The organism is Serratia sp. JSRIV002, from assembly GCF_019968725.1.
Taxonomy (GTDB): Bacteria; Pseudomonadota; Gammaproteobacteria; order Enterobacterales; family Enterobacteriaceae; genus Chania; species Chania fonticola_B.
Genome location: NZ_CP074143.1, coordinates 5580028 through 5603297, shown reverse-complemented (window position 1 = coordinate 5603297; position 23270 = coordinate 5580028). Strand labels below are relative to the sequence as shown.

Below are 23270 nucleotides of genomic sequence, written 5' to 3'. Positions count from 1 at the left end.
GCCAGAATGTATGCGAAAGCGTACCCTGTTTTTAAGAAATTAACCGGAGTGTGTAACATGCAGGCAAGAGTTAAGTGGGTAGAAGGGCTGACATTCCTGGGTGAGTCTGCGTCTGGTCACCAGGTTTTGATGGATGGCAACGCTGGCGATAAAGCGCCAAGCCCGATGGAAATGGTGTTGATGTCCGTCGGCGGCTGTAGCGCCATCGACGTAGTGTCGATCCTGCAAAAAGGGCGTAACGATGTGCGTGACTGTGAGGTAAAACTGACCTCCGAGCGTCGTGAAGAAGCACCGCGTCTGTTTACCCATATCAATCTGCATTTTATCGTCACCGGCAAAGGGCTGACCGATAAGATCGTCGAGCGTGCGGTGGATCTTTCCGCCGAGAAATACTGCTCCGTCTCCTTGATGCTGGGTAAAGCCGCCAGCATTACCCACAGCTTCGAAATCCGCGAAGTGGCCTGATCCTACCAAGGGTAGCGCAGGCAGTGGGCACGCAATAAATCAAGAAATCGCCGTGCCGTCACGGTTAGCGGCGATTTCTGTGAATACAGCACGCAATATTGCGCTTGTGGCAACGTGTCGATAGGCAATGCCACCAGCCGACGCTGCAAATAGAACGGTGCACTCATCGCCCGCGCCACGATAGTCAAATAATCCGCCTCCAGCACCATATTCAAGCCACAGGTCACAGAGTCCGAGCGAATGGGCGAACGACTCAATTGCTGATAGAAGGTGCCTAACACCGCACGCAACTGCTGGTAGTAACCCATATCGGTTTCCGGTAATAACCACTTGGCCTCACGCAATTCGTCCAACGAGGTGGCCTGCGCCAGTGGGTGCCCCTGGCGTGCGATAATGCAAAAAGAGGCGTTGAACAGCGGTTCACGCACCAGATCCTCCAGCGGAAGTTCCGGGCTGACGGTACCCACGGCAAAATCCAGGCGGCCTTCGCGCAATGCTGGCAGTAGCGTAGAAAGCTGCGCCTCGCGGATCAGCAGATTGGCCTGTGGAAACGGCTGTTTGAAGGCCTCGACCAGTTCCGGTAATACCGTCAGGGCGAGTAGCGAAGAGCAACCAATGGCGACGTTACCTTGCGAATGCTGATTCAACTGCTGGATCTCGTCGGCGGCGCGCTGCAATTCCTCCAGGATCAACTGCATTCGCAGGGCGAAGGCGCGGCCGGTTTCGGTCAGCGTCATTCCCTGACTGCTGCGATTGATCAACTGGGTTTCCAGGATCTGTTCCAGTTCACGGATGGTGCGGCTCACCGCCGGTTGAGATTGCTCAAGCGCGCGTGCCGCCCCGCGAATACTGCCGCTGCGGATCACCTGCTGGAAGACTTTCAACTGTTGTAACTTCGGTAAATAGCGCATTCCCCACCCTATCAATAAAAAGCATCACCCCTTACAAAATTGTATCTTATGCCGCTCGGCAAAAGGCGATAATTTCAGCATGTTGCTGTAAGTGACTGTTATTAAAACTATAAAGTGACCTGGATCACATTATTAAACTACGCCCCTCACGCTGGTGGGCAGCCTGGGTGATAACTTAAAGGAATATCGGCGATGAAAAATCGTTCGCTAATGATTTTTTTGCTGTTTGTGGGCTATGTCGTGGTGTACATCGATAAAACCGTGATGGGTTTTGCGCTGTTACCTATCGAACGCGAGTTCAATCTACAGCCGGAACAACTGGGCTACATTACCGGGATGTTTTTCCTGGCGTATTCCCTGTTCCAGATACCGGCGGGCTGGCTCAATGACCGCTTTGGCTTTAAGAAAGTGCTGTGCAGTTCGTTACTGCTGCTGGGGGGATTCGCCCTGTGCTTCGGCATTCTGGGGTTCGGCCTGGGCCTGCTGGTGACGTTCCGCTTCCTGTCCGGCATTGGCCACTCCGGCTATCCGTGTTCCTGCGCCAAGGCGGTGGTGGCGAATTTCCCACTGGAACAGCGCACCTTCGCGCAGTCCATTCTGCTGTCCTCCGCCGGGTTGGCGATGACCGTCGGGCCGCTGGTCGCGGTCTATTGCCTGGATCACATCGGCTGGCGTGGGTCGTTCTCTGCGCTTGGCCTGTTGGCATTCGTGATTGCCGCCTGCATCTTGTGGCTGGTTCCCAATCCACCACAGGCAGCATCCGCCAAAGCTGGGGCAGCCGCTGCCAACTATAAGGCCTTGCTGAAAAACCCAATTGTGTTGCTGCTGTTTGTGGCGATCTTCTGTATCAACATCCCGTCGTACGGCCTGATGGCCTGGCTGCCGAAATTCCTGGTACAGCAGCGCGGAATGCCGCTTGACGTCTCCAGCATGGTGGTGGCCGCCGGCGGTCTGGGGATCTGGATCTCCTCACTCGGCACCGGCTGGCTGGTCGGGCGCTACCTGCAAGGGCATGAGCCGTGGGTGATCTTCTTCAGTTCCCTGCTCAGCGCCTTGTGCATCTGGCTGGTGTTTACCAGCGAATCGGCGCTCACGGCCAGCCTGTTCTTGTTCCTGGGTTATATCTTCCTGATGGCCTCGTTCGTCACGGTGTTTACCTTGCCTATGAAGCGCTTGCCTACGGAAGTGATGGGGGCAGCGATGGGGCTGATTAACACCGGCGGCACCTTGGGTGGCTTTGTGGCCCCTATTGCCATGGGGTATCTGATCACCATCAGCCACAACTACATGACGACGTTTATCTTTTTGGCATTGGCTATGGTGGTTTCCGGGCTGGTGATCCTGCCATTGGCGGGTAGAGCACGCCAACCGGCACTGAATTAAGGAGTATGAACATGAACATTGAACAGCTGATTGACGGTGTGGAACAACAGGTATTGCAGTGGCGGCGTCATATACATGCGAATCCTGAGTTGTCATTTCAAGAGGCGCAGACGGCAGCTTACATAGCCGGACAACTAGCCAGCCTTGGTCCGTTGAAGATCACCCGTCCTACGCCGAATAGCGTGGTTGCCGAATTACAGGGCGCAGCGCCGGGGCCGTGCTATGCCTTGCGCGCCGATATTGACGCCTTGCCGATCCAGGAGGAAAGCGACGAGCCTTTCTGCTCGACCCGGCCAGGGGTGATGCATGCCTGCGGCCATGATGCCCACAGCGCGATGTTGCTGGGCGCGGCCAGCGTGTTGTGCCAGTTGCAGGCGCAGCTGCAAGGCTCGGTGCGTTTTATCTTCCAGCATGCCGAAGAAGTGCCACCGGGCGGAGCCCAACAGCTGGTAGACCTGGGTGTTCTGGATGGCGTGAAGATGATCTTCGGCCTGCATGTCATGCCCAACTTCCCGACCGGTGAGGTGGGCTTGAAGCAGGGCGTGTTCAGTGGCTCCAGCGATAACTTCGACATCGTGCTGCAGGGTAAGGGTGGACATGGCTCGATGCCGCATCTGTGTATCGATCCGGTGCCGATTGGTGCGGAGATCGTTAGCGCATTACAGCAGATCGTGGCACGTAAACTTGATCCGTTAAATGCCCCGGTGTTGACGGTGGCAACCTTCCAGGCAGGAGACAGCTATAACGTCATTCCAGACACTGCCCGGTTGGCAGGAACGTTACGTACTCATAATCAGGAAGTCCGTGATCGGGTGCCGCTGTTGGTAGAGCAAACCGTTGCTGGGATCAGCCAGGCGCACGGTGCCAGCTACAAGGTTGACTGGACGCGTGGCTATACCATCGGTAATAACCACCCTGATGCCTGCGTTATTGCGCGCGAGGTGGTGGCCGAAGCCGTGGGGCCACAGGCGTTGCGGGAATTGACTACCGCGATGTTTGGCAGCGAAGATTTCTCCTCCTATCAGGAGAAAGTGCCGGGGTGCTTCCTGTTTATCGGCAGCGGTAACGAGGCGATCGGTGCCACCTACGGCGTGCATAATCCCCGTTTTAAACTGGACGAGGCGGCGATGCAGATTGGGGTGAAACTGCACGTCGGTTTTATCCGCCATCTGTTGATGCATTAACAACGGTGGGCGCGGAGATTAGCCGCGCCCGATAACTTATTCGATCTTCTTGCCTTCCATCAACCGCTGCACCAGCGGTGCCATAATCAGTTCCATTGCCAGCCCCATCTTGCCACCCGGTACCACCAGCGTATTGATATGCGAGATAAACGATCCTTGCAGCATTGCCAGCAGGTAGGGGAAATCGATCTGATCCAGGCCCCGGAAGTGGATCACCACCAAGCTTTCGTCGAGTGAGGGGATTGCCTTGGCGGCAAACGGGTTGGAGGTATCTACCGTCGGGACGCGTTGGAAGTTGATATGGGTGCGCGAGAACTGTGGCGTGATGTAGCTGATGTAATCCTCCATCGAACGGACTACCGAGTCCATCACCGCCTCACGGGAATGGCCACGCTCGCCGGTATCGCGGATCAGCTTCTGGATCCACTCCAGGTTGACGATCGGCACCACGCCGACCAGCAGATCGACATGTTTGGCTACGTCGATCTGATCGGCCACTACGCCGCCGTGCAGCCCTTCGTAGAACAGGACATCCGTGGGGGCGGGCAGTGGCTCCCAAGGCGTGAACGTGCCAGGAACCTGGTTGTAAGGCACCGCCTCGTCGTAGGTATGCAGATATTTACGTGAGCGGCCGGTGCCGTTCTTGCCGTATTCGATAAAGCTTTGCTCAAGCAGGCCAAAGTCGTTGGCTTCCGGGCCGAAGTAGCTGATATGGCGCCCCATATCGCGGGCTTTACGAATTGCCGCATCCATTTCCGGCCGGGTGTAACGGTGGAAGCTGTCGCCTTCCAGCTGGGCGGCGCGCAGGTTTAGCTGCTGAAAAATCTTGCGGAACGCCAGGCTGGTGGTGGTGGTGCCGGCTCCGCTGGAACCGGTCACCGCGATAACGGGATGTTTGGCAGACATGGTCGAGGGTCACTCCGTATTAAATGCGCAGGCTCAGAATGAGATTTTTAGTATGGCTGATACCCTTTCGCCCAAGGCGAAATTGTGCGCGTTGGTTTGCAATACTGCATTGTTACCTGATTTTTTCCCTCAGTCATAGCGCGCAATAAGACTAAATTTCCTCCTGCCCGGCGCGGATCTGCCCGCGAGGCATGATGTTGACGGTTTCATGTAGTTCTGACCACACCAGCACCACTTCGCCGCTTTTCAACTGGCGGCGCACGTCGTCGACCTTCTGTTCCAGCGAACGTTCGTGCTCGCCGTAGTCGGTTCCTTCGCGTAATACAAAGGATTCGATCAGGCTGTTGAGAGTCTCTTGTTCAATTTCTTGCCAGGGAATAATCACTTGGTGGGTTCCAAAAAAGAAGAAAGCCAGGCCGGGATTCGTTGCTCCAGCCACATTTGTGGTTTTTTCAAGGTGCCGCCGACAAAACCGACGTGGCCACCGCACTCCGTCAGCTGATATTCGATATTAGGCGGCAGGCTGGCGAGATCGGGTATCACCGCATCGGTCATAAACGGATCGTCTTTAGCGTGAATGATCAGCAGTGGCGTGGTGATCTGCGGCAACAGCGGTAGGGCGCTGCAACGGCGATAGTAATCGACCGCGTCGCTGAAGCCGTGAATGCGCGAGGTGATCACATCATCAAACTCACGAATGCGCCGCAGCTTGTTCAGTTGCGACAGATCCAACGGCAAGGTGCCTGGATAGTGCAGCAGCTTGCGGGTGGCATTTTGCTTGAGTTGGCCCAATAGGTAGCGCTGATAAACGCGGGAGAATCCCTGCTCCATGCGGATTGAGCATGGCTCCAGCATCAGCGGGGCAGAAACGACCACTGCCGCTTGTAGCAGGCTGTCATTGCCCTGCTGGGCCAGATAATAGGCCAGCATATTGCCGCCAAGGGAAATCCCAACCGCTGCCGTTGGCACTTCGCCAAAGCTGTCACGCAACCAGCGCAGGAAGAAGCGGGCATCTTCCGTTTCGCCGGAATGATAGATGCGTTGCTTACGGTTAGGCACGCCGCTGCAACCACGGAAATGCATCACCACGCCCAACCAACCTTGCTCGCGCCAGGCATTAAGCAGCCCATGTGCGTAAGGGCTGTAGAAATTACCCTCTAATCCATGGAACAGCACCACGCGCGGTTTATCGCGCGCCAGTTGCGGATCTTCACTCCAGGCCAGATCGACGAAATCGCCGTCCGGCAACTCCAGCCGCTGCCAATGGGGTTGTAGCCGTATGCGGCGGCGCACCAGCCGTGGCAGCAGGGTTTGCAGGTGTGGATTACTGGCCCCGGTCAGAGGGCGAAAGGATTCATACATAATGAATAAAATTCTTGTTGGCGGCTATTGTGTGATCCGAACCGCACTGTTAGCTTCAAACACATGTATTAGCAATCATACTGCAAAAAAGTCATTTGGGTGAGGAGCACCCGCTTCATGGAACTGAGTTTATTTCTTTCGATGCTAGGCTTCCTGTGGGTGGCCGCGATCACCCCTGGCCCCAATAATATGTTGCTCACCACCTCAGGGGCCAATTTCGGCTTTATGCGTTCATTATGGCTGATGATCGGCATCATGCTGGGTATGCAAAGTATCTTGGTGCTGGTGGCATTTGGCGTTGGTGGGTTGATCCTGATTTATCCTTCATTGCACCTGATCCTGAAAATCCTCGGTAGCCTTTATCTGTTGTGGCTGGCGTGGAAAGTGGCGACGGCGGCCTATGAAAAGCTGGAAACCGACGCGCCGCCACCAAAGCCGGTGCGCCTGTACCAAGGCTGGCTGTTGCAATTCCTCAACCCCAAGGCCTGGCTGATGGCGCTTGGGGCAGTGGCGAGCTTTAGCCTGGCGGGAGATAAATACAACCACTCGATTCTGGCCATCGCCTTCGGTATCTTTGCCGTCAACATCGTTGCCGGGATCATCTGGTTGGGTTTTGGTACGGTGATTGGCCGCCTGCTGCGCAGCAAGAAAGCCTGGATAATCTTTAACGTGTCGATGGGGTTGTTAACCGCCGCCTGTGTATTACTGATTTGGCATTGAGGGAACGCTGATGAACGAAAACTATTTCCATGTGGATGCCTTTATCGGCGAGGGACTGCGGGGCAACCCGGCCGGTGTCTGCCTGCTGCCACAACCGCTGGAGGCAGCGCAGATGCAGGCCATCGCCAATGAACTGAACCTGCCGGAAACCAGCTTTGTCTGGCAGGATGGCGACATGTATGCGATCCGCTGGTTCACGCCGACGCGGGAAGTGGATCTGTGCGGGCATGCTACTTTGGCTTCGGCGCACGTGTTGTTAAACGTGGTCAACCCGGGGTTGAGCGATATCCGTTTCCGTTCCGCCAGCGGTGAACTGTATGTCAAACGTGATGCGGCCGACGGTGAACGGCTGATCCTGGATTTCCCTTCTCGCCCACCACAGAAAATTGCTGAACCGCCACAGTTGGCTGCTTTGCTCGGTGTGCAACCGCAGGAAGTGTGGCGAGCCCAGTCGCTGATGGCGGTATTGGCCGATGAATCGCAGGTCAGGGCGGTGCAGCCTGCGATCGCCGAGCTGATCGACCATCTCGGTTGCGGCGTGATCGTCACGGCTCCGGGTGATGAGGTGGATTTTGTCTCGCGCTATTTCTCAATGGATCGCAGCGAAGATCCGGTCACCGGCTCCGCCCATTGCATACTGATGCCTTACTGGACGGCGCGCCTTGGCCGCCACGTATTGCATGCTAAGCAGCTGTCATCACGCGGCGGCGAGTTGTTCTGCGAGCAGCAAGGAGAACGTACGTTGCTGGGTGGCTACGCGCGCATCTTCTTGCGTGGTTCTCTTTCAGGTTGAACTCCGTTCCAGCAGTTGCCAATCCAGCACGTCGTGGCAAGGGGGCAACTGCTGGCCCTGAATTTTCTCCAGCAGCAACTGCACGCTACGCACGCCGAACTGATGCATGGGCTGTACGATGGTGGTTAGCGGCGGAGTGGTGATGCTGCCAAACGGTACACCGTCAAATCCCATCACCGCGATATCTTCTGGAATACGCAAGCCCTGCTGGTGCAAGGCACTCATCGCGCCTCCGGCAATTACATCCGAAATGGCAAATACCGCATCTGGCCGTGGCCCGTCTGCCAGCAAATCACTCATCGCCTTGGCTCCAGCGGCGTAATCCAGCCCTTCGACGTATTCCACCCGGCAATAGTCCAGCCCCAGCTCGGCCAACGCCTGCCGGTAGCCCTGTTCCCGCTGCTGTGAATACAGATAACGCATATCGCCGTTGAGCAACGCGATCCGCTGGCGGCCTTTGGCTGCCAGGTGCTGCACACCGGCCATGGCGGCCCGGTGATTATCGATGGTGACGGAGGAGGCGCGGAATTGGGTATCCCCTTCGCCGCATTGCACCCAGGGGAAATCACCGATCATGGCGGTCAGCCCCGGCAAACAGCTGATGGCATCCATGGTGATCACGCCGTCGACTACCTTGCCACTTAGCAGGCTGAGGTAAGCGGATTCACGGGTGGGGTTGGATTCCGAGTTACACAGCAAAATATGGTAACCGTGGCGTTCGGCTTCTTCTTCGATACCGCGTACCACCAGGGAGCAAAAGGGGTTGGTGATATTGGACACCAGCACCAGCAGCATCCCGCTGCGGGCAGTGCGCAACTGGCGTGCCAGCAGGTTGGGTTGATAGTCACATGCGCGGATCGCCGCCAGGACCTTATCGCGAGTGGCTGGTTTGACGATCTGTTGGCCGTTCAACACCCGTGAGACGGTGGCCGCTGAGACGCCAGCGATTTTCGCCACCTTTGCTATCGACATGGTTTGCTTTTCCTTCTGCCCTTTTGCCTCGCACAGTATGCGGCAAAAAGTACGATCACTACGAAGAGTTTGTGACAGCGATTACAAATTCATCTTCTCCCTACTTTTAATCATATCAATCCGGTTGCCGAAAAAAAGAAATCGATTACATTTTATTTATTGCAAAATGAAATCGATTACATTTCAAATTTAGACCGAAATTACCCCGAATGGCGACGCAATAGGAGGTGGCAGATGGAGATACAGCTTCAGTTAGCGCAAGCAGAGGATCGCAGCGAGATTGCCGCTTTGATCCATTGCTCAACTAATGCTTGGTATCAGCGCCACGGGCTGGGCAACATCTTCTATGCCGGGCCGGAAAGCTGTGGACTGTTTGTTGATGTTTACCAGCAGTTGGATAACGGCTACCACTGGATTGCGCGCGATCAACAAGGGGCGATCTGTGGCTCCTGTTTCTTCCACCCACGTGAAACTCATTTGGGGTTGGGCATCATGAATGTTCATCCCGATTATTTTGGCCGCAGGATTGCCAGCCGTTTGTTGGCCAAGGCCGATGAACTGGCGGGTGGCTTACCGGTTCGTTTGCTTTCCAGCGCGCTGAACCTGGATTCCTATTCGCTCTACCAGCGTGGGGGATTTACCCCGTATGCCCTCTATCAGGATATGGCGATCCCGGTGCCGAGCCAGGGATTTGCTTACCCACGCCTGACTCGCGGCCAGGTACGGGCAGCCCGGCTTGACGACCTACCCGCCATCCTGGAGTTGGAGCGCGAAATACTGGGCATCGAACGTCAGCGCGATATCGATTACTTCCTCAATGACACCAGTGGACTGTGGCGGGTTGCCGTCTGGGAGTTGGACGATCGCATCGGCGGTTATCTGGCCTCGGTGGCGCATCCGGCCTCCCGTATGTTGGGGCCGGGGTGCTGCCATAGCGAAGAGATCGCCCTGGAGTTACTTGGCTGGATGCTCGATCGCCATCATCGCGGTACGACACCGGTGGTATTGGTACCCGCAGAGCGTTCCGCGCTTAGCCAGGTTTTGCTGCGCTGGGGAGGGCGAATTTGTGAATTACATGTCGCGCAGGTGAAAGGCCAGGCGCAACAACCCGGCGGCGTGGTGATGCCGTCCTTTTTGCCGGAAAGCGGTTAGCACCGGCGTCATTGCCGTAATAACCAACCAACACCGATGGGGGAGTTATGCAAACAGATAGCCTGGCCCAGGGGGCCAAAAGCACCACGTTCAAATGGGTGGTGCCACGATTGGCACTGATGATGTTCCTGCAGTTTTTTGTCTGGGGAGCCTGGTACGTCACGCTCGGCGTGGTGATGGGCAAATATGGTCTGGCCGCGATCATAGGCGATGCCTATTCCACCGGGCCAATTGCCTCCATCCTGTCGCCTTTTGTGTTGGGTATGGTGGTCGATCGCTTCTTTGCCTCGCAAAAAGTGTTGGCCGTGCTGCACCTGATTGGGGCTGGCCTGCTGTGGATGATGCCTGGATTCTTTGCCGAAGGGCAGGGCAGCGGCCTGCTGTGGATTATCTTCGGTTATATGCTGTGCTACATGCCCACCATTGCCCTGAGCAATAACGTGGCGTTTTACAGCCTGAGTAACAGCGAGAAAGCCTTCCCGGTAGTGCGGGCGTTCGGCACCTTTGGTTGGATTGTCGCCGGACTGATTGTCGGCACCAGCGGCCTGTCGGACAGTACCGATATCTTCATGCTGGCTGCCGTAGCTTCGTTGGTATTGGCGATTTACAGCTTTACGCTGCCGCATACCCCTGCACCGGAGCGCGGCAAGCCAGTAAAAATGCGCGATCTGCTGTGTGCGGATGCTTTCGCAATGCTCAAGCAGCGCCATTTCCTGGTATTTATCATCTGTGCCACGCTGATCTCCATCCCGTTGGCGGCGTATTACGCCTATGCCGCGCCGTTCGTTGCCGCGGCCGGTTTCACCAACGTGGGTGGCGTGATGTCGCTGGGGCAAATGTCTGAGCTGTTATTCATGCTGCTGATCCCGTTCCTGTTTGCCCGGTTGGGGATCAAGTACATGCTGATGATCGGCATGCTTTCCTGGTTCCTGCGCTATGTGATGTTTGCACTGGGCATTACCGAAGAAATGCGCTGGATGATCTACCTCGGCATCATCCTGCATGGCATGTGCTATGACTTCTTCTTCGTTATCGGCTTTATCTATACCGATAAAGTGGCGGGCGACAAAGTGAAAGGCCAGGCACAAAGCCTGCTGGTGCTGTTCACCTACGGCATCGGTATGTTGATTGGTTCGCAGATCAGCGGTGCGCTGTTTAACCATATGGTGACGGCGGACGGCGCTGCGGCGTTGCCGCAATGGCAGCACTTCTGGTGGTACCCGGCCTTCGGCGCATTAGCGATCGCCGCGCTGTTCTTCTTCACCTTCAACTACCGGGATGTTCCAGCAGGGGAGAAACGTGATGGCTGATTTGCGGGTGCTGGTGGTGGGCTGCGGCAATATGGGGGCATCCCATGCCGAGGCTTACCACGCTATGGAAGGGGTGACAATCTGCGGGCTGGTGGCACGGGGTGAATCGCGTGAGCTGCTCAATCAACGTTTGGGGGGCGGTTATCCCACTTTTAGTGACTTTGAGTTGGCGCTGGCGCAAACCCGGCCTGATGCCGTGTGCCTGACCACTTATCCGGATACCCACGAAGCCTACGCCTTGGCGGCGCTGGCGGCGGGATGTCATCTGTTTATCGAAAAGCCGCTCGCCACCACGGTAGCAGGGGCCGAAAGGGTGATTGCTGCTGCTCATCAGGCACAACGACAGGTGGTGGTGGGCTATATCCTGCGCCATCACCCCTCCTGGCAGCAGTTTGTGGAGCTCGCTCGGGGTTTGGGTAAGCCCTTGGTGATGCGGATGAACCTCAACCAGCAAAGCCACGGGCAGATGTGGAATGTGCATCGCAACCTGATGCAGTCACTGTCGCCAATTGTCGATTGCGGCGTACATTATCTGGACGTGATGTGCCAGATGGCCCAGGCCGAACCGATCAGCGTGAGCGCTATCGGCGCCCGGCTGAGCGATGACCTGCCGCAGGGGATGTATAACTACGGCCAGCTACAGGTGCGTTTTGCCGATGGCTCGGTCGGTTGGTACGAAGCTGGCTGGGGGCCGATGGTCAGTGAAACGGCCTACTTTGTGAAAGACGTCATTGGGCCGCGTGGCGCGGTTTCGATCGTAGTCCATCATCAGGAAAGGGCTTCTGACGATGTGGGGGGGCATACCAAAACCGAATCATTGCGGGTGCATTACGCCGAATTAGACGATGAGAACCGCTTTAAGCAGCCGGATCGCTGGATCGACTGCCAGGATGAGCCAGATCATTTGGCGCTCTGCCTGAGTGAACAGCGTTACTTTTTACGGGCAATTCGTGAGGGCCTGGATCTCGATCAGCATCTTCAGGATGCATTGAACAGCTTACGGGTGGTGCTGGCGGCGGACGAAGCGGTTCGCAGCCAACGTACGGTGATATTAGGGAGAGAAGCATGAAGACGATGCAGGGGCCAGGGCTGTTTCTGGCGCAGTTTATCGCCGAGCAGGCCCCGTTTAATACGCTGGATGGCTTGGCGGAGTGGGCTGCCGGGCTGGGCTTCACCAATATCCAGATCCCCACGTTGGAGCCAGCCATTTTCGATTTGGCGCTGGCGGCGCGTAGCCAGGATTATTGCGATGAGATCGTCGCCCGGCTTGGGCGGCACGGTATTCGCATCAGCGAGCTGTCGACGCATTTGCAAGGACAACTGGTCGCCGTCCATCCAGCCTACGATCTGGCCTTTGACGGTTTTGCTCCGTCAGAAATCCGGGGCAAACCTCAGCAGCGGCAGGCCTGGGCAACGGAACAGTTATTGCTGGCGGCGCAGGCTTCGCAGCGCTTGGGGCTAACTGCCCATGCGACCTTCTCTGGTGCGCTGGCGTGGCCCTATTTCTATCCGTGGCCGCCGCATAATGCGTTATTACTGGAGGAGGCCTTCGAACAGTTGGCCAAGTGCTGGCTGCCGATCCTGGACGCCTTCGATCGGGCTGGTGTAGATGTGTGCTATGAGCTGCATCCGGGGGAGGATTTACATGACGGCGTGACCTTTGAACGCTTTCTGGCCAAGGTCGGCAACCATCCCCGCTGCCATATTCTCTATGATCCGAGCCATCTGCATTTGCAGCAGATGGACTATCTCGGCTTTATCGATTGTTATCACCCACGTATCCGCGCATTTCACGTCAAAGATGCCGAGTACCGCCCCAACGCCCGCAGCGGAGTTTATGGGGGCTACCAACCGTGGTTGGAAAGACCTGGGCGCTTCCGTTCTCTGGGGGACGGGCAGATCGACTTCCCGGCCATTTTCAGCAAGCTGACGCAGTACGGCTTCCCAGGCGTCGCTACGTTGGAATGGGAGTGCTGCCTTAAGTCGCCGGAGGCCGGAGCACGCGAAGGTGCCGCCTTTATCGCCCGCCATATTATTCCGGTAGCGGAACGGGCTTTTGATGATTTTGCCGCGGTGGATACCGTTCGGGAGCGAGTCAGATCCATGCTGGGCGTGGAGGATGCATCATGAGATTAAAGCTGGGAATGGTAGGTGGCGGTGAAGGCGCGTTTATTGGCGCGGTGCATCGGTTGGCGGCGCGGATGGATGATGAGTTTGAACTGGTCGCCGGGGCTTTCTCCTCCGATAGGCAAAACTGTCTGCGCACCGGGGAGTTACTGCATCTGCAACCGGATCGCTGCTATGCCGATTTTAACCAGATGGCGCAGGCAGAAGCGGCACGAGAGGATGGGATTGATGTTATCGCGATCGTGACCCCGAATCATTTGCACGCTCCAGTCGCCAGCGCTTTTCTCAACGCCGGGATTGATGTGATCTGCGATAAGCCCCTATGCACCTCTTACTCCGAGGCTTTGCAACTGGCACAAACGGTCCGCCTAAGCGGCAGACAACTGATCCTGACCCATAACTACAGCGCCTACCCGCTGGTGCGTGAGGCACGTAGCCGCGTGTTGGCGGGGGTGTTGGGCGAGATCCGCTTCGTCGAGGTGGAATATCTGCAACAGTGGCTGGCGAAACCGCTGGAGCTGACCGACAACAAGCAGGCCGGTTGGCGTGCGCAGCCGGAAAAAGCCGGATCCGGCTGCATTGGTGACGTAGGTACCCACGCCTGGCAGTTGGCTGAGTTTGTCAGCGGCATGTTGCCTGAGGCGATCAGCGCGGAGCTGACGTCATTCATCGCGGGGCGCAAGCTGGACGATGATGTGCGGGTGCAGATGCGTTATGCCAACGGTGCCAAAGGTCGGCTCTGGGCCAGCCAGGTGGCCTGTGGTCATGAGAATGGGTTGAAGTTGCGAGTTTACGGCAGTGAGGGCAGCCTCGAGTTTTGCCAGGAAAACCCGAACCAGCTGTGGATAAGGCCTTTTGACGCACCCGCCTATTGCATCACCCGTGCTTCGGCATTTCAGCATGCAGAAAACCGCCTGCTGGCCCGCGTACCCGCAGGGCATCCTGAAGGCTATTTAGAAGGGTTTGGCCAGATTTACCGTGAAGCGGCCCGCTGTTTGCGTGATGGCCCTTCGGCGGCACCGTTGTTACCAGGGATTGAAACCGGCGTGCAAGGGATGGCGTTTATTGATGCCGCTCAGCGCAGTAGCCGTGCCGGGGGAGAATGGGTGGAGTTGATATCGCCATAAGTAATAAAGAAGATTTTTTTATTCTTTTATTGCCGGGCGCCGCTCAGATAAAACTGTTGGTCACAGCACAGAATTTTATCAACGGAGCGGATCATGGCGAGCAAACTTTTCTCATTACGCAGTGCAGTATTGTTGGCTTTATCGCTCGGTGCGGCCAGTGTCCAGGCAGTGGACGTCACCGTGGCGTACCAGACCTCCGCCGAACCCGCCAAGGTGGCGCAGGCGGAAAACAGCTTTGCCAAACAGTCTGGCGCGACCGTTGACTGGCGCAAGTTCGACAGCGGCTCCAGCGTGTTGCGTGCGCTGGCCTCTGGCGACGTGCAGATTGGCAATATCGGCTCCAGCCCACTGGCCGTGGCCGCCAGCCAGAAGCTCCCTATCGAAGTGTTCCTGATCGCCTCGCAGTTGGGTAGTTCCGAAGCGCTGGTGGTGAAAAAGGACATTAAATCTCCCCAGGATCTGATCGGTAAGCGCATTGCGGTACCGTTCATTTCCACCACTCACTACAGCCTGCTGGCCTCTCTGAAACACTGGGGCATCAAACCTGACCAGGTGCAAATTCTCAACCTGCAACCGCCAGCCATTGCGGCGGCCTGGCAGCGTGGGGATATCGACGGGGCTTACGTATGGGCTCCGGTGGTCAATGAACTCGCCAAACAAGGCAAGGTGCTGACCGATTCCGAGCAGGTTGGCCAGTGGGGCTCACCAACGCTGGACGTGTGGGTAGTGCGTAAAGACTTTGCCAAGCAGCATCCTGAGGTCGTCACCGCGTTTGCTGCCAGCGCCCTGCAAGCACAGAAGGCCTACCTGGCACAGCCGGAGCAGTGGCTGAAAGACCCAAGTAACCTGAGTACGCTAGCTCGCCTGAGTGGAGTGCCGGCAGAGCAGGTACCGGAACTGGTGAAGGGTAACCGTTACCTGCCGGTCGCCGATCAGATCACTCAACTGGGCCAGCCGGTAGATAAAGCTATTCGCGATACCGCCGAGTTCCTTAAGCAACAAGGCAAGATCCCGCAGGCGGACAGTGATTACAGCGCCTATGTGACCGACCGCTTTGTCAAACAGGTGCAGGCTGCACCGCAGTCGTAAGGGATCCACCATGCTAAACGTTAACCATCTTTCGGCCGATTATCAGGGGCGTGCGGCGCTGCGCGATGTGTCGTTCCAGATCGCCGGCGGGCAACTGGTGGTGGTGTTGGGGCCTTCTGGCTGTGGCAAGACCACGTTGCTGAATTTGATCGCCGGGTTTATTGAGCCAACGGCAGGCAGCATTACGCTGGATGATGTCCCCGTCAAAGGCCCGGGTGCCGAGCGGGGCGTGGTCTTCCAGCATGAAGGCTTACTGCCGTGGCGCAACGTGGTGGATAACGTGGAGTTTGGCTTGCAACTGGCCGGTGTGGCCAAACTGCAGCGCCGCAAGGTGGCGCAGCAGATGTTGCAACGCGTTGGGCTGGCCGGCTATGAGCAACACTTCATCTGGCAACTGTCCGGTGGGATGCGTCAGCGGGTGGGTATTGCTCGCGCCTTGGCAGCCGACCCTCGGCTGTTGCTGCTGGATGAGCCTTTCGGGGCACTGGACGCATTCACTCGCGAACAGATGCAGGAACTGCTGTTAAATATTTGGCGTGATACCGGCAAGCAGGTGCTGTTGATCACCCATGACATCGAAGAAGCGGTATTCCTGGCCAGCGAGCTGTTACTGCTTTCTCCTGGTCCTGGGCAGGTGGTGGAGCGTTTATCGCTGAATTTTGGCCAGCGCTATGCCGCCGGAGAGGCTTGCCGCGCCATCAAGTCCGATCCTGAGTTTATCGCCCTGCGTGAATACGTGCTGGGCCGGGTGTTCCAACAGCGCGAGGCCTTGCTATGAGCCTGCATTCTGTTCTGAAAGCCGCAGTACCGACAGCGGTGCGCCAATCTCGTTTCACGCTGCCGCGCAGCCTCAAGCTGAGCACGGCAACCTTGCTGGTGGTGTTGGCGGTTTGGTGGGCAGTAACTACCTTGCAGCTGATCAGCCCGTTATTTCTGCCCGCACCGCAGCAGGTATTGCATCAGTTGGTGGTCATTGCCAGCCCACAAGGCTTTATGGATGCCACGCTATGGCAACACCTGGCCGCGAGTCTTGGGCGGATCCTGGTGGCATTACTGGCTGCTGTGGTCATCGGCGTCCCGGTGGGCATTGCGATGGGGCTGAGTGAGACCGTGCGCGGCCTGCTTGATCCCCTGATTGAAATTTATCGTCCGGTGCCGCCGCTGGCCTATCTGCCGCTGATGGTGATCTGGTTTGGCATCGGTGAAACCTCGAAAATCCTGCTGATCTACCTGGCGATTTTTGCCCCGGTGACGCTTTCGACCGTGGCAGGTGTACGCAGCGTAGCGCAGGTGCGCATTCGTGCTGCACAAGCTTTGGGGGCCAACCGCTGGCAACTGCTGCGCTTTGTGGTGTTGCCCAGCGCGCTTCCGGAAATTCTGACCGGCATCCGTATTGGCCTGGGCGTCGGCTGGTCTACGCTGGTGGCCGCTGAACTGATTGCTGCCACGCGCGGTCTGGGATTTATGGTGCAGTCCGCCGGTGAGTTTTTGGCGACCGACGTGGTCATCGCCGGTATCAGCGTGATTGCGATAATTGCATTTGGTCTGGAGCTGGGGCTGCGTGCCTTACAGCGCCGTTTGACCCCCTGGCATGGAGTACAGCAATGAACGAACGTTTAGCAATTACCCCGTTGGGGCCTTATATCGGCGCGCTGGTGGAAAACGTCAATCTGGCGCGGCCATTGGGCGACGGCCAGTTTGAACAGCTTTACCATGCTTTGCTCAAGCATCAGGTGCTGTTCCTGCGCGATCAGCCCATCACGCCATTACAACAGCGCGAGCTGGCAGGGCGTTTCGGCGATCTGCATATTCACCCGGTGTATCCGCATGCTCCCGATGTGGAGGAGATCATCGTGCTGGATACCCATGACGATAATCCGCCGGATAACGACAACTGGCATACCGACGTCACCTTTATCGAAAACCCGCCGCAGGGGGCGATTTTAGCCGCCAAGCAGCTGCCGACGACCGGTGGCGACACGCTGTGGGCCAGCGGGATTGCCGCGTATGAGGCGTTGTCCTCACCGCTGAAAAAGTTGTTGGCCGGGTTGCAGGCGGAGCATGACTTCACCAAGTCGTTCCCCGAATATAAACATCGTGGCAGTGAGGAAGAGCATCAGCGCTGGCAGTTGGCCGTGCAGAAAAATCCACCGTTATTGCATCCGGTGATCCGCACCCATCCGGTGACCGGCAAGCAGGCGCTGTTCGTTAATGAAGGATTTACTACGCGGATTGTCGATCTGGCGGCGAAGGAGAGTGATGCTCTGCTGAACTTCCTGTTTGCGCATATCACCAAGCCGGAGTTTCAGGTGCGCTGGCGCTGGCAGGCCAATGATATTGCCATCTGGGATAACCGGGTGACGCAGCATTACGCCAATGCGGATTACCTGCCGCAGCGGCGCATTATGCACCGTGCGACCATTTTGGGGGATAAGCCGTTCTATCGCGCCTGAGGATCACTCCACCATCAGGTTTCTGGAAAAGTTTCTCATATCTACCCCCGCTTTCCTACGGTACAGGCGTGCCTTGCGTGCGCCTGTTGCCACTCTCTCACCGGTTTCCTCAAACATTTCCGAAGCGTCAAAACGCCGCATCAGGCTTTTGCGCTGCACCGTATGCGACAAAATGATCTCAATCACTTCCTGCAATTGGGAAAGTGTGAACTCCGCTGGCAGGCAATAGACCGGCAGCATGGAGTAAGCCGTTTTTTGCCGTAGCCGCTGAAGTGCCGCTTCCACGATCGTTTGATGGTCGAAAGCTAACTGCTGTGTTTGCAGGTTGTCCAATGGCACCCAGGCGACGTCATTCACGTCGGCGATATGCGGCTGGCAATCGGCATGGGCGATCAGAGCAAAGTAGACCGTGGTCAGGCTCCAGCCACGCGGATCCCTTTCCGGGCCAGAAAAACTGGCCAACTGCGCCAGATAGGGCGGTACCACACCGGTTTTTTCCCTCAGTTTACGTTCGGCCGTCGCTTGCGTTGAGGTGTCGCGCTGCAAATCGATAAACCCGCCGGGCAATCCCCATTGATTGAGGAAAGGGTGATTAGCGCGCTTGGCCAACAGCACGCACAGTTTCCCGCCGTGCACGGTAAACAGCACGCTGTCGACGGTGACAAGCGGTGAGGGGAAGAGGCGCGGATCGTAGTTTTTCAGGTACTCGGCTTGGGTGGTCATGCTGGCGCTCGGCTAAAAAGGTCTTTGGGACAATATAACAATAGCTGCCGGCTAATGATAATTATTAAAAGCTCAAATAAACAAATGGTTAAGCGAATTTGCTGCGATTAAGACATTTTTTTGCTTGCCAATAACTGTCTCTTGGACAATTATATAAGTGTCCCAGGGACAGTTATTGATGGAGGGAAGAATATGAGCGCACAACTGCAGTTGTTTTTGAACGACATTGAAGTGAAGGTGACAACCGGACAGTTTCCCGATGGGGCGGTGTATGCCCGGTTTGCACAGCCTGAAACAACGGGGACTTCGCAGATGCGTATTCGTGCCAGCGCAATGCGCAGCATGGATGACTTCATGCTGTTGGCACAGTTGACGCAGGCGGTACGCCACCAGTTTCTGATCAAAGAAAGCCTGCTTGAGCTGCCTTATCTGCCCTACGCCCGCCAGGATCGCCATATGGCCTCCGGCGATAGCTTTGCGCTCAAGGTTTTCGGCCAATTACTCAACACCTTGGCGTTTGACCGTGTGACGGTGCTGGATCCACACAGTGAAGTAGCTGCCGCTGTGATCGACAACATGCACATCATTACTCAGCAGCAGTGTATGCAGCACAACCGCAGACTGGCCAATTTACTGACCCAGCAGCAACTGTTCCTGGTGGCTCCGGATGCCGGAGCGCTGAAAAAAATTCACGCGGTGGCGGCCCACTTTGGCATTGCGCAATACGGCATCCTGACCAAACACCGGAACGTGTTCAGTGGCGAACTGACGGGCTTTGAACTGCTGGCTGGTGATGTGCAGGGCAAAGATGTGCTGATTGTGGATGACCTGTGCGACGGTGGCGGCACCTTTATCGGCTCGGCCCAGGTTTTACGCCAGGCGGGGGCACGTACGGTCAGCCTATATGTCACCCACGGGGTATTTTCCAAAGGTACCGCGGCTTTGCTGAATCAAGGCATTGATAACATCTATACCACCACTTCCTATGCTGCGGCGGAACTCGCTGAGCAACGTGTTGAACTGATTGATATTGCGCGTATCTACGCTCACTAAGGAACCGACTATGTTAACCAATCCTATTCTGGCGATTGATGGCTACAAAGTGTCACACCGTGAGCAATATCCGCTGGGTACTACGCGGATCTATTCCAACTTTACGCCGCGCAGCGATCGGTTCTTTGCCTCCCCGCTGCCAGACGGCCAACTGGTGTTCTTTGGTTTACAGGGGTTTTTGCAGTGGTTCATGGTGGATTTATTTAATCAGCAATTCTTTGCCCAACCGGAGGAGCAGGTAGTGGGGGAATATAAAACGCTGATGGATAGCTACATTGGTCAGGACCGGGTCTGCGTGGAGCATATTCGCGCCCTGCATCGGTTGGGTTATCTACCGCTGCATATCAAAGGGTTGGACGAAGGCAGCAAGGTGAGGATGAAGGTACCAGTGCTGACCATTACCAATACGCGTGAGGAGTTCTTCTGGCTGGTCAACTACCTGGAAACGGTGATCTCGGCCGAACTGTGGAAGGCTTCCACCAATGCCACCCTTGCCCATCATTATCGCAAGATCTGCCAGATGTGGGCGGATAAAACCTGCGATGACCTGGCGCATCTGGATTTCCAATGCCACGATTTTTCCTTCCGCGGCATGTCAGGGATGCATGATGTCGCGCAGGCCGGTACCGGGCATTTGCTCAGCTTCAAGGGCACCGACAACATTCCGGCGGTGCTGTACGCACAGAGGTATTATCCAACCGCAGAAGATTACTTCGTGGCTGGCAGCATCCCCGCCACCGAACATAGCGTGATGTGCATGGGAGAGCAGGCAACGGAGATCGAAACGTTCCGCCGTTTGATTGAAGATCTCTACCCAAATGGATTGGTTTCCATCGTGTCGGATACCTGGGATTACTGGCAGGTGCTAACGGAGTTTACCCGTGAGTTGCACAGCAAAATCATGGCGCGCGATGGCAGGGTAGTCTTCCGCCCAGACAGTGGCGATCCGGTGGCTATTCTTTGTGGAACCGGCAACGACAGCGATCGCAGTGCGCAACGCAGCGCCGAAGAGAAAGGCTCGGTGGAAGTGTTGTGGGAAATCTTTGGCGGCACGGTTAACAGCAAGGGCTACAAAGTGTTGGATCCCCATGTCGGGCTGATTTATGGCGACTCCATTACTCTGGAACGCGCCCAGGAAATCCTGCAACGCCTGGAAGCGAAAGGTTTTGCCAGCTCTAACGTAGTGTTTGGCGTGGGTTCCTTTACTTATCAGTATAATACCCGCGATACCTTTGGTTTCGCGATGAAGGCCACCTACGGTGAGGTGAACGGGGTGGGGCGTCCCATCTTCAAACAACCGAAGACCGACAGCGGCCTGAAACAATCTGCACGCGGTTTGTTGCGGGTGATCCGCGATGGGGAAGGAGAATATCAACTGCTGGATAATCAGGACTGGCAGCAGGAGCAGCAGGGTGAACTGAAAACGCGCTTCCTGGATGGCAAACTCTATAACCGGGACTCACTGGAACAGATCCGCCAGCGCATTGCCTGCTACAGATAAAGGTTGCCCCCTCTCAGTAGAAAAGGGGGCAACTATGATTAACTCTCCGACTCAAACGCCTGGGTCAGATTTTCCAGCTGTTCCTGGGCATCCAGCCAGGTCATTTCCGTTTCTTCCAGAGCGGATTTGGCCTGGCTTTGCTTTTGCAGGCAGGCGGTCAGATCGGTTTTGCGGCTGATGTCGTACAGCGCCGAGTCTGCCAGCTGTTCTTCCACCGCGGCCAATTCTGCACCCAGCTTATCCATCTGTTGTTCCAGCTTGGCGATCTGCTTACGCAGTGGTTGGGTTTGCGTACGGAATTCGGCTTCACGGCGCTTTTGGTCTTTACGCGCCTGGGCGCTGTTGCCGTTATCCTGCTTTGGTGCGGCATCCTGCTGTGCCTGCTGCTTTTGCAGATCGCTAAGCCACTGCTGGTAATCGTCCAGATCGCCCTCGAACTGTTCCACCTGGCCGTCGTGCACCAGATACAGATCGTCGGTGGTAGAACGCAAAAGGTGACGGTCGTGCGAAACCACCACCAACGCCCCCTCGAAATCGATCAGCGCTTCAGTCAACGCCTGGCGCATATCCAGATCCAGGTGGTTGGTCGGTTCATCGAGCAGCAGCAGGTTAGGGCGCTGCCAGACGATCAGCGCCAGCACCAGCCGTGCCTTTTCACCGCCGGAGAAACGTTCGGTGATTTCGGTGACCTTATCGCCCTGGAAGCCGAAGCCGCCAAGATAATCGCGTAACTGCTGTTCTAACACGCGAGGGGCGATGCGGCTCAGATGCTGCAGTGGCGACTCATCGGCGCGCAGGAACTCCAACTGATGCTGGGCGAAGTAACCCAGTTTGATGCCCTTTGCCAGCCCGATCTCTCCGCTGAGGGGCTCCAGCGTGCCAGCCAGCATTTTGATCAGCGTTGATTTACCGGCACCGTTACGCCCCAACAGGCCAATACGTGAGCCGGGTACCAGGTTGAGCTTGATTGACTGCAAGATCACTTTGTCGCCATAGCCTGCGCTGACTTTTTCCATCCGCAGCAATGGATTCGGCAGGCTTTCGGGTTGGCGGAAGCTAAACGTGAACGGGTTATCGACGTGCGCAGGGGCAATCAGCTCCATCCGCTCCAGCATCTTGATGCGGCTCTGTGCCTGTTTGGCCTTGGTGGCCTGAGCACGGAAACGGTCAATGTAGCTTTGCAGATGTGCCACTTTCTCCTGTTGGCTCTGATACAGCGACTGCTGCTGTGCCAGTTTGGTGACGCGCTGGCGCTCGAAGGAGGAATAGTTGCCGGTATATTCGTTGATGGTCTCATTTTCGATGTGCAGGATCTTGTCGACGATAGGGTCGAGGAAATCACGGTCATGCGAAATCAGCACCAGGGTACCCTGATAGCTTTTCAGCCAGCGTTCCAGCCAGATCACTGCATCCAGATCCAGGTGGTTGGTGGGTTCGTCCAGCAACAGCAGATCGGAACGGCAAACCAAAGCCTGCGCCAGGTTGAGGCGCATGCGCCATCCGCCGGAGAAGGCGCGCACCGGGCTTTGCAGCTGTTCGTTGGAAAAGCCTAAACCGTGCAACAGGCTGGCGGCACGGGAACGGATGGTCCAGGCATCCAGAGCATCGAGCTTGCCGTGCAGCGTGGCGATGGCGTGGCCGTCGTTGTTATCGTTTGCCACCTGTAATTCGGCTTCCAACTGGCGGAATTCCCGATCGCCATCGATAACATACTCAATGGCAGGCACTTCCAGTGCCGGTGTTTCCTGATTCACCCAGGCCAGCGCCCAGTTGTTTGGAAAGGTGTAGCTACCACCGTCTGCGGCGATCTCACCTTTCAAAAGGGCCAGCAGCGTGGATTTCCCACAGCCGTTCTTACCCACCAGGCCGACCTTCTGACCTGGATTAACCGTCGCCGTGGCGTTGTCCAACAGGACGCGGGTGCCGCGTCGGATTTGTAGCGAGGAGAAAACAATCATAAAGCGCCGTTTGTTCAGAGTATGTTAAATTGAATTGAGTTTACGTTAACAGGACGCGTAGCAGTCCTATTATTAGTCTTT

At 56.5% G+C, this 23270-nt stretch carries 23 protein-coding genes; 16 read left to right on the top strand and 7 right to left on the bottom strand.

Features of this window, described 5'->3' with window-relative positions; all coding sequences use genetic code 11:
• The first annotated feature begins 57 nt into the window (after positions 1 to 57).
• A complete protein-coding gene (locus KGP26_RS26315) occupies positions 58 to 465 on the top strand; it encodes an OsmC family protein (RefSeq protein WP_021181673.1) in 408 nt (135 codons plus the stop codon).
• Between the two features lie 2 nt (positions 466 to 467).
• Here the strand turns inward: KGP26_RS26315 and KGP26_RS26310 are convergent, their stop codons facing one another.
• The gene (locus KGP26_RS26310) at positions 468 to 1376 is read right to left on the bottom strand and encodes a LysR substrate-binding domain-containing protein (RefSeq protein WP_021808048.1); all 909 of its coding nucleotides are present in this window, start codon (positions 1374 to 1376) and stop codon (positions 468 to 470) included.
• Positions 1377 to 1568: 192 nt separating this feature from the next.
• On the opposite strand from KGP26_RS26310, the gene KGP26_RS26305 reads away from it, so the two are divergent.
• Together KGP26_RS26305 and KGP26_RS26300 are read left to right on the top strand one after the other, a co-directional pair.
• Positions 1569 to 2759 (top strand): MFS transporter, encoded by a 1191-nt coding sequence (locus KGP26_RS26305; protein WP_223664765.1) that lies wholly within the window; start codon positions 1569 to 1571, stop codon positions 2757 to 2759.
• A 5-nt stretch (positions 2760 to 2764) separates the two neighbouring features.
• Positions 2765 to 3943: an amidohydrolase gene (locus KGP26_RS26300; RefSeq protein ID WP_223664764.1), complete on the top strand. Its 1179-nt coding sequence runs from the start codon at positions 2765 to 2767 to the stop codon at positions 3941 to 3943.
• A gap of 36 nt (positions 3944 to 3979) precedes the next feature.
• Here the strand turns inward: KGP26_RS26300 and KGP26_RS26295 are convergent, their stop codons facing one another.
• The 3 genes from KGP26_RS26295 to KGP26_RS26285 all read right to left on the bottom strand — a co-directional run bounded on the left by KGP26_RS26295 (position 3980) and on the right by KGP26_RS26285 (position 6211).
• Positions 3980 to 4849, bottom strand: coding sequence for a phosphoribulokinase (locus KGP26_RS26295; RefSeq protein ID WP_021808045.1), 870 nt, complete (start codon positions 4847 to 4849; stop codon positions 3980 to 3982).
• Between the two features lie 151 nt (positions 4850 to 5000).
• The gene (locus KGP26_RS26290; protein ID WP_021808044.1) at positions 5001 to 5234 is read right to left on the bottom strand and encodes a YheU family protein; all 234 of its coding nucleotides are present in this window, start codon (positions 5232 to 5234) and stop codon (positions 5001 to 5003) included.
• On the bottom strand, positions 5231 to 6211 hold the full coding sequence (locus KGP26_RS26285; RefSeq protein ID WP_021808043.1) for a hydrolase: 981 nt from the start codon (positions 6209 to 6211) through the stop codon (positions 5231 to 5233). Before KGP26_RS26285 ends, KGP26_RS26290 begins: the two co-directional genes overlap by 4 nt.
• Positions 6212 to 6328: 117 nt before the next feature.
• Here KGP26_RS26285 and KGP26_RS26280 point away from each other — a divergent pair, with 117 nt between their 5' ends.
• Together KGP26_RS26280 and KGP26_RS26275 are read left to right on the top strand one after the other, a co-directional pair.
• Positions 6329 to 6931 carry a LysE family translocator gene (locus tag KGP26_RS26280; RefSeq protein ID WP_021808042.1) on the top strand — a complete coding sequence of 201 codons (603 nt, stop codon included), beginning with the start codon at positions 6329 to 6331 and terminating at the stop codon, positions 6929 to 6931.
• A 10-nt stretch (positions 6932 to 6941) separates the two neighbouring features.
• A complete protein-coding gene (locus KGP26_RS26275; protein ID WP_223664763.1) occupies positions 6942 to 7724 on the top strand; it encodes a PhzF family phenazine biosynthesis protein in 783 nt (260 codons plus the stop codon).
• Here the strand turns inward: KGP26_RS26275 and KGP26_RS26270 are convergent.
• Positions 7716 to 8696: a LacI family DNA-binding transcriptional regulator gene (locus KGP26_RS26270; RefSeq protein ID WP_223536559.1), complete on the bottom strand. Its 981-nt coding sequence runs from the start codon at positions 8694 to 8696 to the stop codon at positions 7716 to 7718. The genes KGP26_RS26275 and KGP26_RS26270 overlap by 9 nt on opposite strands.
• Positions 8697 to 8930: 234 nt before the next feature.
• Between KGP26_RS26270 and KGP26_RS26265 the strand changes: the two genes are divergently transcribed.
• From KGP26_RS26265 to tauD, 9 genes are all read left to right on the top strand, one after another.
• Positions 8931 to 9848 (top strand): GNAT family N-acetyltransferase, encoded by a 918-nt coding sequence (locus KGP26_RS26265; RefSeq protein WP_223536557.1) that lies wholly within the window; start codon positions 8931 to 8933, stop codon positions 9846 to 9848.
• Between the two features lie 47 nt (positions 9849 to 9895).
• Positions 9896 to 11158 carry an MFS transporter gene (locus KGP26_RS26260; protein WP_223536555.1) on the top strand — a complete coding sequence of 421 codons (1263 nt, stop codon included), beginning with the start codon at positions 9896 to 9898 and terminating at the stop codon, positions 11156 to 11158.
• A complete protein-coding gene (locus KGP26_RS26255) occupies positions 11151 to 12227 on the top strand; it encodes a Gfo/Idh/MocA family protein (RefSeq protein WP_223664762.1) in 1077 nt (358 codons plus the stop codon). The genes KGP26_RS26260 and KGP26_RS26255 overlap by 8 nt, the downstream gene beginning before the upstream one ends.
• Complete coding sequence (locus KGP26_RS26250; protein WP_223664761.1) at positions 12224 to 13288, top strand: sugar phosphate isomerase/epimerase; 1065 nt, start codon at positions 12224 to 12226, stop codon at positions 13286 to 13288. The genes KGP26_RS26255 and KGP26_RS26250 overlap by 4 nt, the downstream gene beginning before the upstream one ends.
• Positions 13285 to 14412, top strand: a complete 1128-nt coding sequence (locus tag KGP26_RS26245; protein ID WP_223664760.1) for a Gfo/Idh/MocA family protein — start codon at positions 13285 to 13287, stop codon at positions 14410 to 14412. Before KGP26_RS26250 ends, KGP26_RS26245 begins: the two co-directional genes overlap by 4 nt.
• Positions 14413 to 14505: 93 nt before the next feature.
• Positions 14506 to 15501, top strand: a complete 996-nt coding sequence (tauA, locus tag KGP26_RS26240) for a taurine ABC transporter substrate-binding protein (protein ID WP_223664759.1) — start codon at positions 14506 to 14508, stop codon at positions 15499 to 15501.
• 10 nt (positions 15502 to 15511) lie between these two features.
• Entirely contained in the window at positions 15512 to 16279 is a 768-nt protein-coding gene (gene tauB / locus KGP26_RS26235; protein WP_223498570.1) for a taurine ABC transporter ATP-binding subunit, read from the top strand.
• The gene (tauC, locus tag KGP26_RS26230) at positions 16276 to 17109 is read left to right on the top strand and encodes a taurine ABC transporter permease TauC (protein WP_021181658.1); all 834 of its coding nucleotides are present in this window, start codon (positions 16276 to 16278) and stop codon (positions 17107 to 17109) included. The genes tauB and tauC overlap by 4 nt, the downstream gene beginning before the upstream one ends.
• Positions 17106 to 17954, top strand: coding sequence for a taurine dioxygenase (gene tauD, locus KGP26_RS26225; RefSeq protein WP_071681300.1), 849 nt, complete (start codon positions 17106 to 17108; stop codon positions 17952 to 17954). Before tauC ends, tauD begins: the two co-directional genes overlap by 4 nt.
• Before the next feature lie 3 nt (positions 17955 to 17957).
• Here the strand turns inward: tauD and KGP26_RS26220 are convergent, their stop codons facing one another.
• Positions 17958 to 18677, bottom strand: a complete 720-nt coding sequence (locus KGP26_RS26220; protein WP_021808033.1) for an NUDIX domain-containing protein — start codon at positions 18675 to 18677, stop codon at positions 17958 to 17960.
• Between the two features lie 192 nt (positions 18678 to 18869).
• On the opposite strand from KGP26_RS26220, the gene prs reads away from it, so the two are divergent.
• Together prs and KGP26_RS26210 are read left to right on the top strand one after the other, a co-directional pair.
• Positions 18870 to 19730: a ribose-phosphate diphosphokinase gene (gene prs / locus KGP26_RS26215; RefSeq protein ID WP_021808032.1), complete on the top strand. Its 861-nt coding sequence runs from the start codon at positions 18870 to 18872 to the stop codon at positions 19728 to 19730.
• 10 nt (positions 19731 to 19740) lie between these two features.
• Positions 19741 to 21231, top strand: coding sequence for a nicotinate phosphoribosyltransferase (locus KGP26_RS26210; RefSeq protein WP_094981638.1), 1491 nt, complete (start codon positions 19741 to 19743; stop codon positions 21229 to 21231).
• Between the two features lie 38 nt (positions 21232 to 21269).
• Here KGP26_RS26210 and KGP26_RS26205 read toward each other — a convergent pair whose 3' ends face one another.
• Complete coding sequence (locus KGP26_RS26205) at positions 21270 to 23189, bottom strand: ABC transporter ATP-binding protein (protein ID WP_094981637.1); 1920 nt, start codon at positions 23187 to 23189, stop codon at positions 21270 to 21272.
• Positions 23190 to 23270 lie beyond the last annotated feature (81 nt).

Excerpts from the sequence above, each read along its gene's own strand:
- prs (WP_021808032.1), top strand. The coding sequence starts at position 18,870 with ATGAGCGCACAACTGCAGTTGTTTTTGAACGACATTGAAGTGAAGGTG.
- KGP26_RS26300 (WP_223664764.1), top strand. The coding sequence starts at position 2,765 with ATGAACATGAACATTGAACAGCTGATTGACGGTGTGGAACAACAGGTA.
- KGP26_RS26315 (WP_021181673.1), top strand. The coding sequence starts at position 58 with ATGCAGGCAAGAGTTAAGTGGGTAGAAGGGCTGACATTCCTGGGTGAG.
- KGP26_RS26205 (WP_094981637.1), bottom strand. The coding sequence starts at position 23,189 with ATGATTGTTTTCTCCTCGCTACAAATCCGACGCGGCACCCGCGTCCTG.
- KGP26_RS26220 (WP_021808033.1), bottom strand. The coding sequence starts at position 18,677 with ATGACCACCCAAGCCGAGTACCTGAAAAACTACGATCCGCGCCTCTTC.
- KGP26_RS26250 (WP_223664761.1), top strand. The coding sequence starts at position 12,224 with ATGAAGACGATGCAGGGGCCAGGGCTGTTTCTGGCGCAGTTTATCGCC.
- KGP26_RS26280 (WP_021808042.1), top strand. The coding sequence starts at position 6,329 with ATGGAACTGAGTTTATTTCTTTCGATGCTAGGCTTCCTGTGGGTGGCC.
- KGP26_RS26295 (WP_021808045.1), bottom strand. The coding sequence starts at position 4,849 with ATGTCTGCCAAACATCCCGTTATCGCGGTGACCGGTTCCAGCGGAGCC.
- tauB (WP_223498570.1), top strand. The coding sequence starts at position 15,512 with ATGCTAAACGTTAACCATCTTTCGGCCGATTATCAGGGGCGTGCGGCG.
- KGP26_RS26260 (WP_223536555.1), top strand. The coding sequence starts at position 9,896 with ATGCAAACAGATAGCCTGGCCCAGGGGGCCAAAAGCACCACGTTCAAA.
- tauA (WP_223664759.1), top strand. The coding sequence starts at position 14,506 with ATGGCGAGCAAACTTTTCTCATTACGCAGTGCAGTATTGTTGGCTTTA.
- KGP26_RS26255 (WP_223664762.1), top strand. The coding sequence starts at position 11,151 with ATGGCTGATTTGCGGGTGCTGGTGGTGGGCTGCGGCAATATGGGGGCA.
- KGP26_RS26245 (WP_223664760.1), top strand. The coding sequence starts at position 13,285 with ATGAGATTAAAGCTGGGAATGGTAGGTGGCGGTGAAGGCGCGTTTATT.
- KGP26_RS26310 (WP_021808048.1), bottom strand. The coding sequence starts at position 1,376 with ATGCGCTATTTACCGAAGTTACAACAGTTGAAAGTCTTCCAGCAGGTG.
- tauC (WP_021181658.1), top strand. The coding sequence starts at position 16,276 with ATGAGCCTGCATTCTGTTCTGAAAGCCGCAGTACCGACAGCGGTGCGC.
- KGP26_RS26305 (WP_223664765.1), top strand. The coding sequence starts at position 1,569 with ATGAAAAATCGTTCGCTAATGATTTTTTTGCTGTTTGTGGGCTATGTC.
- KGP26_RS26265 (WP_223536557.1), top strand. The coding sequence starts at position 8,931 with ATGGAGATACAGCTTCAGTTAGCGCAAGCAGAGGATCGCAGCGAGATT.
- KGP26_RS26210 (WP_094981638.1), top strand. The coding sequence starts at position 19,741 with ATGTTAACCAATCCTATTCTGGCGATTGATGGCTACAAAGTGTCACAC.
- KGP26_RS26270 (WP_223536559.1), bottom strand. The coding sequence starts at position 8,696 with ATGTCGATAGCAAAGGTGGCGAAAATCGCTGGCGTCTCAGCGGCCACC.
- KGP26_RS26275 (WP_223664763.1), top strand. The coding sequence starts at position 6,942 with ATGAACGAAAACTATTTCCATGTGGATGCCTTTATCGGCGAGGGACTG.
- KGP26_RS26285 (WP_021808043.1), bottom strand. The coding sequence starts at position 6,211 with ATGTATGAATCCTTTCGCCCTCTGACCGGGGCCAGTAATCCACACCTG.
- tauD (WP_071681300.1), top strand. The coding sequence starts at position 17,106 with ATGAACGAACGTTTAGCAATTACCCCGTTGGGGCCTTATATCGGCGCG.